Genomic DNA, 13,902 nt, shown 5'->3' on the forward strand with positions numbered 1-13,902 from the left:
CTATGCGAGATGTGCGTACCTTCGGTCCGCCGCTATGCGAGATGTGCGTACCTTCGGTCCGCCGCTATGCAAGATGTGTGTTGGTCGTACCTCCCGCCACCATCTTGTTGAAAGGGGCTGCTCCGTGCCGCGCCCCCGTTCAAACTTCCCCCAGGCGATTGGATGCCCTCAGGCTCACTTCTTACACTTTAGCTTACGTGGATGGCTTGAGCCAGCTCCACTCCAGTTTCCGTTCCAGATCGTGTGTCTTCGGTCATCCAACTAATCGTATCGTCGATTAATCACTCAAAACGCGCGTCCGTTTCATCAGCGGTCAAGGTAACGGCGCCCGACACCCAACATCATGGAGGCTTCGCTCTCCCTACACCCATCGATCCCTTCAGGAGGATCAGGGTAAATTTCGCTTTCCTCGCATAGTTTGCTATTTTTTTGGGCAAGAAGGAGCGCCTTTATCGTCAAAAATTCCCCTGTAAACAAATCGATCTGGGTCTGTGAGAGCGGCGATTTGTAAAATCTATCCAGATACTGAAAGCTCGCTTCAGCCAGTCTTTCGGTCGCATCGAGAACATTCTATTGAGCCGTAGCGTTCGCGACAACATGGCCATCGCCAATCCCTCGCTTTCCATGGATGACGTCATCAGAGCCGCTGAACTTGCGGGCGCGCATGACTTTATCCTGGAGCTTCCGAATGGTTATGACGCGGAAATTGAAGAACGCAGTGGAAACCAAAGCGCTGAACGCTATCGTCGATTAAGAATAGAAAAAACGCGATCTCGTTAGTCACCGCAAGTCGAAAGGAGGCCTCAGGCCTCACGTCCAGTATGGCTCGGTGTACTCTAGCCAATTGTATCCATAGTAGAGAAGCGGCGCAGATGAGATCAGGATTACGATCGGCATCAATGCAGCAACACTGATCCATGCATACGCTTTGGCCAATTTGCATTTTCTGCGCGCCAAAAAATTTTTCAACTTTCGGCCAAAGATGCACCAGCGCAAGCATCAAATGAACAAAAGCATGCATGGCGATCAGGGAAAGACAAACAATGTATTCAATTTCCACATGCTCACTCACAAGGGAAGTCGAGTTCGCCAGCAGCTTCTTCAGCCGCGTTGGCCAAAGGCTTGAACCATTGGCGCCTCGGGCTCGCTCTCACCCTCAAGCGATTTCAGACGCTTGACCTCAGACATTGCCGTGCCGTTATGTTTCGATCGCCACTTGTAAAACGTAGCATATGCAGCTCAGGAAGGATGGGCTGCCGCCACCGAGCCTTAAGAACGAGAAAAATGATTTTTAATAGATATCATTTTGATAAATCTTTGAAGGAAATCGCCTGAACACGCGACGCACTTAATCTGGAACAAACTAGCCCGTCTCACGTCGTCCCCGCAAATCACCTCAACGAAACAGACTTTCGTTAGTTGAAGGTGCCATTGGTGACCGAAGCTGGCAGCTCAGTTTTCAGCTCTACAATTTTCAATTCCATCTGAGGTCACCGTCTGCCACATTTCACCCGTTCTCTCTGCATTCAATACTCGCCAGTGCACATTCAAAAAATGGAGTTCGTTGTTGCGCCAAGGTGAAGGCTCTAAATTTGAGAGCGCTATGAAAATCGTCCGCTCATGTAAGCACGATGCTTGTATGGGATGCCCCAGTCGCTGAGCGAGCTCATAAACGTCGATCCCCCAATCGAAATCGCCTCGATCTTCGGACAGCTCCAGTTGGTAGAAACTCCACAGCGGATCGTCTCGAAATCTTGGTACCTGCATTGCCTGAGGATTCTCGTGACCGTAATATGGCGAAATATTGATTGGATTGTTGCAGTTCGCAAAAACACTTGCGATTGCGATGCCCACGAGATCTTCCGAGACTACTGAATTATCGAATTCAGCTCTCCCAACATTACGGGTATCTAATACCACCCCCCAAAGTTGATTGTAACTTGGGGGCCGGTAGCGCCAAAAGCAGATTATTTCTTCTTGGTAATGCACCCCTCCACTAACGAGCTCAGGCGCAGGGATAACCCGCATGAAATCATCAATTTCCCACGACTCGTTTGAGACTTGAGCTTCCGAACATCCAAATATTGAAATGCAGGTCAGCAGGGTAAGCCACTTAAAGAAAGAATTCATTTTAATACGCTCCCAATAGCTAAAACCTACTCGAAGAGTACGCGTTTGAAGGCCCTCCCCCGCATGCGGCGACACGATCTCGACCTCCGCTAACGGAGCCCCAGCGATAAATACTGTACTCCAGTTCGACTTCTCCTCTTAGACCATCAAATGCAAAGCTAAATGGTTGATTTGTCAGGAGCGGGTGCGAACCTGACTCACTATAGCCAGTAGCATCAGTAATTCTGTAATGTATATCACCATAACGATATACTCTCGTATCTGGCTGATGGGATCGGCTGTCGAGCCAATCTACAAGAGCCATCATATCGGCAACAAAAATCAATGTATCAGCAGATAAAAGATCTTTTGGCAGCATTGGGAGGCTCATAACTCCCGCTCGTTCAAGATATGTGTTGGCGCCTGAAACCCTAACATGGCCGTTAGCAGTTGACAAACGTAACCGACGAAAAGTGGGCCCTGAGGTTGTGGCCTCATCACATTGATTTGAAATCCCATAACACATTCCTGCGTCTCCACCGCTCGCGAGACAAACAGCCACCTCCGAGTTAACGGCTCCTAAGTGAACCGAACCGGAAACGTTATCATTTCCCGAAAAAACACTGGCTGATACACCAGCATTTGTGAACCCGCTGTTCTGATTAGTTGCGGCGCCAAAATTGTCCCAACAAGAGAAATCGGTATGCGTCCCATTGGAGGTAGGGACAGTCCTGCCCCTAACACAATTGTCGTACGTAGTGCCTCTTCCTTCCAAGCCCCACGGATCGGTCGCATTCACTGGATCGCCGCCCACATAATTGTACATGTTGAGGCCGTCGCCATATCCGATCGGATCTGTTTGCATGAAGCGGCCGAGTTCCGGATTGTAGATGCGGGCTTTATAGTAATAGAGGCCGATCTCTTCGATCCAGAGCTGGCCGGTATACTGGAAGCGCCCAATATTGCCCGCATCCGGAATACCAAACACATCATAGGTGTTGATATTGATCACACCGCCAGAGTTGTTCGTGATCAGCGCCACGGAACCACGTTCATCCGAAGTGAGATAGCGCCGCGTTGTATTGTTAACAGCAGCGCCTTCATACCAGACGAGCGGCTCATCCATGCCAGGACCATGCACATAACGACGCAGCACGGTGCCGGATGTATTTTTCTCCAAAATGAGCTGGGCCCCCGCATAGACGAATTCGGTATCCGCAGTTGAATCAATTTCCTGCAGACGCCCGATAGGGTCGTAAGCAAGGTCGACACTGCCTGCATCCGTCATCCGGTTGAATACATCATAGGTATAGCTGGTTGCGCCATCACTCGTCATATTGCCACGCGCATCATAGGAGGTGCTTGTGGCATCGATCAACGTGATCTGGTTCAAATTGTTCAGGCTATAGTCTGTCGGGCCGAGCGGTTGCGCCGAAATCAGATAATCTGTGTTGTTCGTGGTACGCGATGCGATCTGACCGACAGAGGTGTAATCGAAATCGACCTGCTGATTATAGCCGGACGCGGATGGGAGGCTGAAATCAAGGTCTGACAGCATGCTTGCTTCGTCAAAGCCGTAATTTGTCGTGACGCCATTGCCGAGTGTCAGCGAGCTTCGGCGCCCATACTGATCATAAGCGATGGTTGCCAGCACAGTTGAACCATTTTCGCGGACTTGAGTCGTGCGGCCCAGATTGTCGGTCGTGTATGTGACGTAGAAGCTGTCCGGATAGGTCATCTGTTGCAGGCGACCAACGGCATCATAAGCATAGCTTACCGTGCCCGCGGATGTGACTTCTGATGTCAGCTGGCCGAGCGCGTCACGGTTAAACGTGACACTGGAGCCGTTTACTGTGACAGATTCCCGGCGCCCAAGATAATCATAGGTGATCGTCTGATCATTCACCGTTCCCGGTGCGTTGACAGTGATGACACGTGCCAGATTGTCATAATTATAACTGACTGTCTGACCATCACGCAGTCGACGGCTCGTTATATATGGTGTCGAACGGCCGCTGAAGAGCAGATAGTTTATCTGTTCGTAATCTGTCGTTGAACTGCCGGCAGAAGTTGGGTGTGGGAAATAGGTACGGAAGAGACGGCCAAGACCATCATACTCGTACGTTGTGAGGTTTCCTTCGCCATCCTGAACGGTCAACGTCTGATCATTGTCATTATATGTTGTGTACTGACTGAACGCTTCGTCATGGCCATAGCCACTATCGACACGATATATGCGGCTGAAGTTATCATAATAATATTTGGTGATGGAATCGTTCAGCGGTCCCGAGCCTCCCGTGATGAGGCTACATGCCGACGATGGAAGCATCCCCTGGTTGGCTGGTTCTATGCGAACAGCCGAGCAGTCCACTCGCCCATAGGTGTCATATGAGACCTGGTTCAGTGACAGGACATTTGCAGATGCATCGGTCGTCCATTGTTCGATTGGGCGGCCGTGAGTGTCGAAATCTATGAATGCATTACCAATCACCGTGAACGAGCGCGATGTGCCGATACCGGACACGCGGCCGACCTGAACCTGAACGGCGCGACCGTCATCATCATAGACAGTCTGCTGATATTGGCGCTCCAGATAGCTTGCACCATCCGGGTCTGCTCCGGTCGAGCGGAGCACGCGACCCATTTCGTCATACTCTATGCGAATGGTGTCTGAATCACCCGCGATTGGTCCATCCTGATACTCAAGGCGGCCCCAATGATCATAGTCGAACGAAACAGTTCGGATTACAGAGTTGTCGCCTGAGCGGGTTGTGACATGGTCGAGACGAACATTGCTCGGAACGGACGCGCTGCCTGTCTCGTAATAGTAATCGGTGATCCGGACGTCAGAACCGGATGTCGGGCAATCTCCGTCAGATGTTGACACTGTGCAGGAGCGTGCTTGCTCCAGTCTCCAGACTGGTGTCGATCCCTGAATTAATGTTGAACTCGTGCTATTTCGGAACCAAGGATAAAATTGCTCGTATTCAAAATTCTGTTTGAGAAATTCTCCTGATCCGGCCGCGGTCTGGTGAGATCGGATTTCCGTTACTCCACCATGATCGCTGTCGTATTCATACCGGGTAACTCGGTCCCGCGCATCCCACACAAAACGTGGGCGCATGCAGTACCGGAAGGTTGTGGAGTTGCACGCGTAGTAGCTGTATTTGGTAACAATGTTCGCCAAACCTGACCCAGCGGACGCGATCTGTCGAACTTCTGTTACGCGTCCTAAAGTGTCGTAAACGTACTCTGTCTGGTTCCCTTCAGGAAAGGTTATCACTTCGACCTGATTGTCGTCAGTGTAATCATAGGTTGTGATTGGCCCTGAGGACTGACCTGTTTCTCGGCGCTCAACTCCAATTGTGTTTCCATCGCCGTCAAAGGTGTAGAGTACTGTGTGCCCTGAGTTCGCGGTCACTTGGGTCACGGAATAGGACCCAAGGACACTATAGGTGTAATAGGTACTGACGCCACCCTCAATAATGCGGGTTACTTTACCATTCGGGCCATCCAGATATGCGGTCATGGTATAGCCTTCGGGTGATGTAAGGTGAAGACTGTAACCGTTTGGGCCTTGCGAGCCTTCTGTGAAGGTGAACGTCTCACCCGCGGCGTTTGTGAAGGCAGAGGAATTCGGCCATGAGGCATTCGGGTATCCCACGCAATCATCCGTCGACATTGAACACCAGGCGTAACCCAGGTTCAAAAGCGTGTTGTCGTCATCGCGGCGATACTGATAGCCAAGAGAGCTTTGAATGTTAGCTCCAGTATACGTCCAGACCTCACCATTCGGATAGGTCATTGAAAGAAGTTCGGCTTCATTCGTTGTGCCGTCCAGCATGCCGAACTCAGCGACAACGCCGGACGCAGATGTGTATGTAAACGTGCCGAGTTCATCATTCGCGGCATCATAATCCGTCCAGTCGCGCTCAAGGCTTGCAGGGCTAGGGCGGAACGGGGTATAGGTCGCCGATGTTACTTCGGGCTCGCTCGTGCCGTTCGACGATTCGAACTGCGCAACTGAGCTGCCAAGACGGACAATGTAACGATCCGTCACGTCATCAAAATACAGGTGACCATCAAGATTGCCGCGCGCCTGCCCATCAGACACTGATAAGGAATAGGTAAAACCGCCCTCACCGCCGGAGTCACCAATACCCGCCATAGCGAAAGTCCGGCTGAAGCGCCCCGTATAGAGGTTTACACCATTCCCTCCAAACACCTGAACCGTCTCAACTTCCGGCGTTGGGTCATAATCGCCGCCATCGAAGGTGAAACCGGCTGCGGCCTGAGGAGCGAAAACCGAGAGCGCAAGACCGGTGAACAGCGCGACGACAGACTGCATGCAGCCGTGAAGAAATTTTTTCGTCATCATTTCCTAAAAGCTCTCCAATGCCCAAACGACCAATTCACCTGTATCTGTCGCGCCCTGATCGTCAGACACAGTGTATGTCCAACCGTAACTGCCGGGGCTGTTTGGAACACAGAAATACCATTGAGTGTTGTTATTATAGATGCTGCCCGTGGTAACGTTTGTGAACGTTATCGGATCTCCGTCTGGATCATATGCCAAATAGGTAGCGGTAAAATTAGTGCACTGACCTGGAGAAAGAAAAATGCTCTGATCGGACGCGACTGGTGCCTGATTTGGGACCATTCCGGATGGCGTATCAACGCTGACTCGATTGTGAGCATCGTCGTACTCGAAAGAGAGATTTCCCGCTTCCGGGTTGGTTTCGAGAATCAATCGACCGTGCGCATCATACTCGTAAGTCACTGTCGCCGACTGCGCATTTACTACGAATTGTACACTGATAGCTGCCGGAAGCGTGATCAACGCTGCCAGGGAATGGGTTAACTTCAAGATATTGCCCCTCCAGAACCAACATAAGCTGCAACAGTAAAAAATTCTCGTCAATGTTTTAAGTTGAAAATTGTTCTACTAGACATTTAAAAATATGCCGTCCAAAATCCTTAAATTAAAGTTTTGGGAGGTGGTCATGTTTCGTGTTGAATTTGCAATATTGCGTCAGACAACAACAATCTTGCTGGGCTTTGCTGTGTGCTGCGCGATGGCAAATGCAGAAAGCTGCGACTTCGTGGGATCTTATGAAAATACTTGCGTAGAGGCTCTCGCAGGAGAGCGGAACGGAGGGGTACTTTTGATTTGGATGCCAAACCAGGGCGCCAGCTGTGGTCAACTCGTTGATACGGCAAACTTTACGGCACATCAGTACTGTACGAGCGAGATGGTCAATGGAACTCGAGCCAATCATAGCGCCGCGGCAGGAGCGGTCCCGTTAACCTGCGAGGGGACCATTCAGGGATCCTATATAGAAGACCGAGATGCGGCCCTGACGCAGCTTTTGAATGATGGGACTGGAAACTTGGCCAGTTCTGGATTTCCAACGCCGGCGACAAATTCCACACTCGCATACTCAAAATTTCTTTGCGATTGAGCCGTGCGAAAAAGTGATCACTATGCGGAGATTTTCCTCCGCAGCTTGCAGTTGAGCGATCACTGGCAAACAAACTTCGAATAAGCGAGCGTGGCCCCCTCTGGCGGCGAAGGAAAGCCTGAAGTCAGAATACTTTCAGTCCCGTCATTTAGCAGCTCGGTCAACATTTCGTCGCGATCTGAAGCAAAATTTGCACCGATTGCACCCTCGCATTGTAGGGCTAGTCCGCCGAGGCCAGATGCCGTTGACGAGAGGCTGGAAGAACCATTTTGTACTGCACAGAACTGATGCGCGGTGACTTCGGCTGTATCGGTGAGTTGTGAGCAGGTTGCAGCTTCTCTGGTTGACCAGATCAGCAGAACTCCTCCTACTCTGTCACTTTCGAGACTTCTGACACAGGTTTTAGAGTAGCGCCCCTGAAAGTCGCAGTTTTGCGCAAATGAATTTGGTACAAAAAAACTAAATGCTGCGCAAAAAACTAAACACTTGGTCACTGATACAAATTTCATACGTTTTCGCTCCAAAAAGAAACTTACCCGCATCACAGTCTCGCCTTTTCATAAATGACAATAGCTGGCGACGCGCTGTCATAAAAAATTCACACCTGAAATTGAAATTGTGAATAATCTATAGCTAGGATTTTGTAGTGGAGGGGCGTTTGAAGTTCAGAAACTTGTGCTCCATTTTGGCGTTTAGTGCGAGTGTTTATAACGCCTCTGCGCAATCAGTATTGATCACATATGAGTACGACGCACTCGGTCGGCTAATTGAGGTGGTAGATCCACATGCAGGGGATCGCAGCTATGAACTCGATGATGCCGGAAACCGAACAAACATGTCTGTTGCCGGCTCGGGAGGCAACCAGCCGCCTATTGCGCAGAATCTGACCTGGTACTTTGATCCCGGCGAATGCGACAGCATGCTTCACGCAATCTACGTCGCATCAGATCCGGATGGGGACCCTCTGATATATACATTCGTTTCAAGCGGGGCCATCGTCAACGGAGGTGCGTCGTGGAGTTACTGCGCTCCGCCCAATGACGGCGATGAAGTGACCTACACATTCACAGTAAGTGATGGAAATGGCGGCACGGCCAGTGGCTCGCTCCACATCATCGTTGAACTGTAAAATTGAACCTAACTTTACCTAAAACGGCGGGATACTACCATGAGCGCTTTGACACGTCGCCTATTGTTAACAATGGTAATGGTCGTTTCTCTGTTTTCAGTCGACGCGGTGGCTCAAAGCGAGCTGGCTCTTACTGTGCCTCCTCCACTAACAAATAATCTCGTTACGGCACAAGGCGTAAATCCGATAACGGGCGCGTTCAACATTTCTAATGAAGACCTGTCGACAGGGTACTCTGGAACTAACGCTACGTTGTCTCTGCAGCGGACTTATGCGTCGACCTCGGATGTTTGGAGTTCTCTTCACACTATATCGGGGCCGTTTGGTGTTGGATTTGATCATAACTACAATGGCTATGTTTACCTTAACACGCAGTCGCCCGCTCCGACTCGAGTCGTTTTGCTAGGTCAAACCTACGAGTTTCAAGGATATCCAAGTTTGAATGGCGGGATGGTGATTGATGATGCCAATGGCTCGTCAATAGAGATTGTCGCCGGTCCAAACAATGGAAACAGAGTACGCTTTGTCGGTCGAAATGGAATAATTGCATTTTTTGATTTGATTGAAGGCTACGCAATCGGAGAATATACAAACAATCCGACAGGCCCTCAGTTTTCTGCATTCGTAAACTATGTCGAATTTCCGAATGGCGAATTCCTTACTTTTGACTACCAGCCATACAAACGCGGCTCCTTGTGGAGCAATCGGCTCATCCACGTCACAAATTCACGAGGCTTTCGCCTGTCATTTGACTACGTCAATCCAAACACGACCACAGGAAATGACATAGATCGGCGATTGATTGAAAGCGTTAGCGCCTCACGGTTGAGCTGTGTTTCAGGAGCCACTGACTGCACTGTCGGTGCTTTCGCGAGTGTTTTTTATGAATACGATACGGTTTCCGACCCTGAACATGGGCAAGTTCCAAGGCTAAGAACATTTACTGATATGTCAGGCGAAGATACATTCTACGATTATGTAGGATGCAACGATACCGGGACACACTTCACCTCGGCACGCTATTTGCAATCGGTCCGTCATCCGCATGCGCCGTCCGTGCCATTGATGATCAATCAATACTCTTCGCCCGGTGAGTTTTTTGTTGAAAGCAACGTGGTTTACTATTCCTGCCGGGTGGATTCGCAAGCTGATCATTTGGGGCAGCTCACGACCTACGAGTACGACCTGAGCTTCCGTACGCGAACTGAAGTATCCTATCCCAATGGTGCATCAGAAAATTATTGGAGCGACTATGATGAAGCGACCGTCACTAACGATGCAATGACGGCGCCGGGCAGCTATTTCCCGCCAAAACCTGTACCTTCATCTGTATCAGACACGTTGGGCCGAGTTGCAAATTACACGTGGGACAGTCGGTTTCGGATGTTGTCGGTCTCCTGGGACGGGATGACGTCATCCCAGACCTATGATGCCAGAGGTAACATTACAGAAGTCCGGCAAGAAGCTCGCGCTGGATCAGGTCTGGCTGATATTGTAATGACAGCTGGTTATCCTAACTGCACGACGTCCAATTACCGTGTTTGCAACAAACCGACTTATATTGAAGACGGACGTGGCGCTCGAACAGATTTTCAATATTCATTCGCACACGGAGGATTGCTAGTTCAATTGTCTCCGGCGGATCAGAACAATTTGAGGGCCGTCACCCGCCATGATTACAGTTCCTTTCACGCGGCACCTTCGGTGAACGTGCCGACAGGTGTCACAATGCCTGGTGGAGCTTATCTGAAAACCGCAGACGTCGTTTGTCTCACGTCCAACATCACAGGTACCAGTATAAACTTTGGTTATACTTGTGCTTCTGGAGACCGTGTCCGCACCGGTTACCACTATACGTCATCGTCATCATCCTCGCGAACAGCATATGAGCTGATAAGCCAAACCGTGGATTCCGACAACGTGGCAGCGACGACAACATTTGGCTATGATGCAGTCGGAAACCTGATCTCGGAAGACGGCCCTTTGCCTGGAACGGCTGACACCACGAGTTACAGATATGACGTATCCCGGAGGAGAACTGGCACTATTTCACCTGACCCGGATGGCGCAGGCGTTCGCGTCTTGCCGGCAGAGCGGATTATCTATGACATGTCCGGGCGCGCAACCGCTACGCAGTCGGGGGTTCTCAACACTTTGCAGTCCGCGGCTGTCGATCCAGAGATTTGGACAGGCTTTACGATCTACACGACCGTTGAGACCGACTATAACAACCGGGATCAGGTTGTTGAGACGAGATTGCGTCAGGGCGCGACCGGCACGATCTTTAATGTGTCTCAAAACAGCTATGACAATATGTGGCGTCTGGACTGTTCTGCGACCAGAATGAACTCTTCTATCTTCGCATCTCTCCCGACGGATGCTTGCGTACTTGGCACCCAGGGCACAGACGGACCGGACCGGATCACGCAGAACATATATGATAATGCGGGGCAGCTCATCCAAATCCGACAGGGCGTCGGAACGAGCGTAGAAAGAGCTTACGCGACCTACAGCTACACTAATTCCGGTCAGATGGAGTACATTGTCGACGCGAACGGTAACAGAGCTCAAAGACAGTATGACGGGCTGGACCGTCTGTATCGCTGGGTGTTCCCGTCACAAACTCGTCCGAGCAATTTTGACGCATCTACGCCATCTTCCGCGCTGTCGAGCGCGGGGAGCGTCAACAATGCAGACTATGAACAATATCTGTATGATGCGAACGGAAACCGCACACAGTTCCGCAACCGCGCGGGCCAGACAATTACGTATTCTTACGACAGCCTGAATCGGATGACGCTCAGGAACGTACCGGAAAGTGGGCAGGACGTTTACTATACGTACGACCTTCGCGGGCTTGAGCTCACGGCACGCTATGGTAGTGTGGGCGGCGCTGGTACCACCAACACCTATGACACAATGGGTCGATTGAGCTCAACATCGAGCTCACTCACGGGAAATCATCAACTCAGCTATGAATATAACGCGGTCGGGAATCGTACGCGCATAAATCACCCTGACGGGCCTTATTTCACTTTCGATTATGACACGCTGAATCGTCCGACTTTTGTTCGCGAAAACGGCGGTTTCTGGGTTCATTATCGCAACTACAACAATGCGGGGCGCATGAATGTTTCCCGGAACCGCTTTACAAGAATTCTACCGCGCTTTGACGGTGTTTATCGAACGCGCGAACTAGAATATGATTTTGAGATAGACGGTACGCTCGAGCTCGAAGAGATTTATTCCTACAATCCGGCGAACCAACTCACTTCGCGTCAGGTCTCGAATACAGCCTTCCTGAATACCAATAATGACAATCTTTCTGGCTCCTACCAGACGAATGGCCTGAACCAGTATGACGCGATTGCCGGTATGTCACTGGATTATGATGCTAACGGCAATCTCACGGATATCGGCTCTGACACATATACGTATGACTCCCTGAACAGGCTGGTTGCCGCGCCAGGTGCGCAGTTGAGTTACGATCCGCATGGCCGACTTTACGAGATCAATTCAGGCGGAACGATCACCCGGTTTGTGTATGACGGTGACAGCCTCGTGCTGGAACTCGATGGCTCAAACAACATTCTCCGCCGCTATGTGCATGGCGTTGGTGTCGATGTGCCTGTTGTCTGGTATGAAGGAACTGCGCTGAATGCCTCTACCCGGAACCATTTGATCAGGGATCGTCAGGGGTCGGTCATCGCAGTCGCCAATGATGCCGGTACTTCGTACACGGTCAACAATTATGATGTCTTCGGTATTCCGGATCCGAATAATCTTGGCCGGTTTTCATATACGGGGCAGATGTATCTGCCGGAAATCGATCTTCTGTTCTACCGGGCACGCATGTATAATCCGCAACTTGGGCGTTTCATGCAGGTCGATCCGATTGGCTATGAAGACCAGATGAATTTATACACTTATGTCGGAAATGATCCGTTTAATCTGGTCGACCCCACGGGTATGATCAGTACTGAAAAGCCTGAGCCAGAGGCTGTCAGGGAGTACGATGTGATATCGACAGTAGGGGGCTCAGATAATTCAGAAACTGATACTCGATATCATCTAAGTTTTGGCGGTATAGCTGATGAGGGAAGTGCAGTCCCCACCGGCAGCATTCGGCGGTTGGATCAAACTCAAACACGCCCCGGAGTCGCGGCGACGGTGTCGGAAGCGATGCGGGGGAAACTTCTTGATTTATCCGAAGATATTGGTGAGACTGTTGATGTTCACAGTGGTATTAGAACACCGGCGCAACAGGATGTACTCCGACGTTCTAACGCTAATTTCGTTGCGAATCGTTCTCAACATGATGTGGGAGATGCCGCGGACATTTCCGTCAATGGGATGACAGGACGAGAGTTGTCGCGTGCAGCCATTGAAAATGGCGGATTTGAGAGAGTGAACCTTTATCCGACTGGCGCTGTGCATGTTGATCAAAGAGATGTCGGACGTGGTACGCAGTTTTACGAAGATTGGAATAGGGCGACAGGTCCATGAACCGAAATGTATTATTCGTGATCTTTATCGCCGTTATCGCAGGTGGTTGTGTTAATGGACACCCTTTCGAAGGACAAATAGATTTTGAGAATGGAGTTGCAACAGGCTTTTGCGAGATAGAGCTGGGAGCGCAATTGGAAGCAGACATCTATTCGAATTCGATTGATTTGCTGGCGGATGCCGACTCTGACTTATCCCGCCGGGAAATAAGAGTGTGTGAAAACGATATCCTCGTTGAAGTAACATATAGCTCTGTTGTTGAAGCAATATTTATTAAAGACTCAAGTTATTGCGGGCCTAACTTTTGCGTTCGCGACCAGTTTAGATTCATCGAGAATAGTTATCCAAATTATGCTAAGATTTTAACTTTAGAGGATGGGGGGATATATTCATTATACTCAGACGTGAATGTGAGCTTTGTTTTTGATACTGATAGTATTCCGCCGAATTGTTTTGTTGACCAGATCATATGCGAAGAAACTTTGGCGAGTGTTGAGTTGCTCGGGGTGTTCATTACTTTGCCTGCCACAGGTCGATAGAGGCGATGCGCTCTTTTACGTTGGCGCACTTGCTGTTTCCACGCTAGAAGATAAGTCTTTTTACTTGCTCTATGACCTTGATGATCGGTAGTTTTTGGACTTTGAGTAATCACTTTAAGTGGTAGTCGCTCTTATAGCGTTTTAGTTGTAAAAAAGG

At 50.1% G+C, this 13,902-nt stretch carries 10 protein-coding genes; 5 read left to right on the forward strand and 5 right to left on the reverse strand.

All coding sequences use genetic code 11. The features are described 5' to 3' along the window. The first annotated feature begins 573 nt into the window (after positions 1-573). On the forward strand, positions 574-780 hold the full coding sequence (locus tag G523_RS0109000; protein WP_155802628.1) for a hypothetical protein: 207 nt from the start codon (positions 574-576) through the stop codon (positions 778-780). Positions 781-810: 30 nt separating this feature from the next. Here G523_RS0109000 and G523_RS21290 read toward each other — a convergent pair whose 3' ends face one another. From G523_RS21290 to G523_RS0109020, 4 genes are all read right to left on the reverse strand, one after another. Continuing rightward, positions 811-936, reverse strand: coding sequence for a hypothetical protein (locus G523_RS21290; protein WP_267879327.1), 126 nt, complete (start codon positions 934-936; stop codon positions 811-813). Positions 937-1,452: 516 nt separating this feature from the next. Next, a complete protein-coding gene (locus G523_RS0109010; RefSeq protein WP_022694724.1) occupies positions 1,453-2,130 on the reverse strand; it encodes a hypothetical protein in 678 nt (225 codons plus the stop codon). 19 nt (positions 2,131-2,149) lie between these two features. Continuing rightward, a complete protein-coding gene (locus G523_RS20270) occupies positions 2,150-6,487 on the reverse strand; it encodes an RHS repeat domain-containing protein (protein ID WP_022694725.1) in 4,338 nt (1,445 codons plus the stop codon). A 3-nt stretch (positions 6,488-6,490) separates the two neighbouring features. Next, positions 6,491-6,976, reverse strand: coding sequence for an Ig-like domain-containing protein (locus G523_RS0109020; RefSeq protein WP_022694726.1), 486 nt, complete (start codon positions 6,974-6,976; stop codon positions 6,491-6,493). Positions 6,977-7,112: 136 nt separating this feature from the next. Here G523_RS0109020 and G523_RS0109025 point away from each other — a divergent pair, with 136 nt between their 5' ends. Beyond that, the gene (locus G523_RS0109025) at positions 7,113-7,571 is read left to right on the forward strand and encodes a hypothetical protein (RefSeq protein ID WP_155802629.1); all 459 of its coding nucleotides are present in this window, start codon (positions 7,113-7,115) and stop codon (positions 7,569-7,571) included. Positions 7,572-7,630: 59 nt separating this feature from the next. Here G523_RS0109025 and G523_RS20915 read toward each other — a convergent pair whose 3' ends face one another. Then, positions 7,631-8,080, reverse strand: coding sequence for a hypothetical protein (locus G523_RS20915; protein WP_155802630.1), 450 nt, complete (start codon positions 8,078-8,080; stop codon positions 7,631-7,633). A gap of 221 nt (positions 8,081-8,301) precedes the next feature. On the opposite strand from G523_RS20915, the gene G523_RS0109030 reads away from it, so the two are divergent. From G523_RS0109030 to G523_RS0109040, 3 genes are all read left to right on the forward strand, one after another. Further along, on the forward strand, positions 8,302-8,700 hold the full coding sequence (locus G523_RS0109030; RefSeq protein WP_162141040.1) for an Ig-like domain-containing protein: 399 nt from the start codon (positions 8,302-8,304) through the stop codon (positions 8,698-8,700). A 948-nt stretch (positions 8,701-9,648) separates the two neighbouring features. Next, entirely contained in the window at positions 9,649-13,206 is a 3,558-nt protein-coding gene (locus G523_RS20275) for an RHS repeat-associated core domain-containing protein (protein WP_162141041.1), read from the forward strand. Then, positions 13,203-13,745, forward strand: coding sequence for a hypothetical protein (locus tag G523_RS0109040; RefSeq protein ID WP_022694730.1), 543 nt, complete (start codon positions 13,203-13,205; stop codon positions 13,743-13,745). The genes G523_RS20275 and G523_RS0109040 overlap by 4 nt, the downstream gene beginning before the upstream one ends. Positions 13,746-13,902 lie beyond the last annotated feature (157 nt).

The organism is Ponticaulis koreensis DSM 19734 (genome assembly GCF_000420665.1).
Lineage (GTDB): Bacteria > Pseudomonadota > Alphaproteobacteria > Caulobacterales > Hyphomonadaceae > Ponticaulis > Ponticaulis koreensis.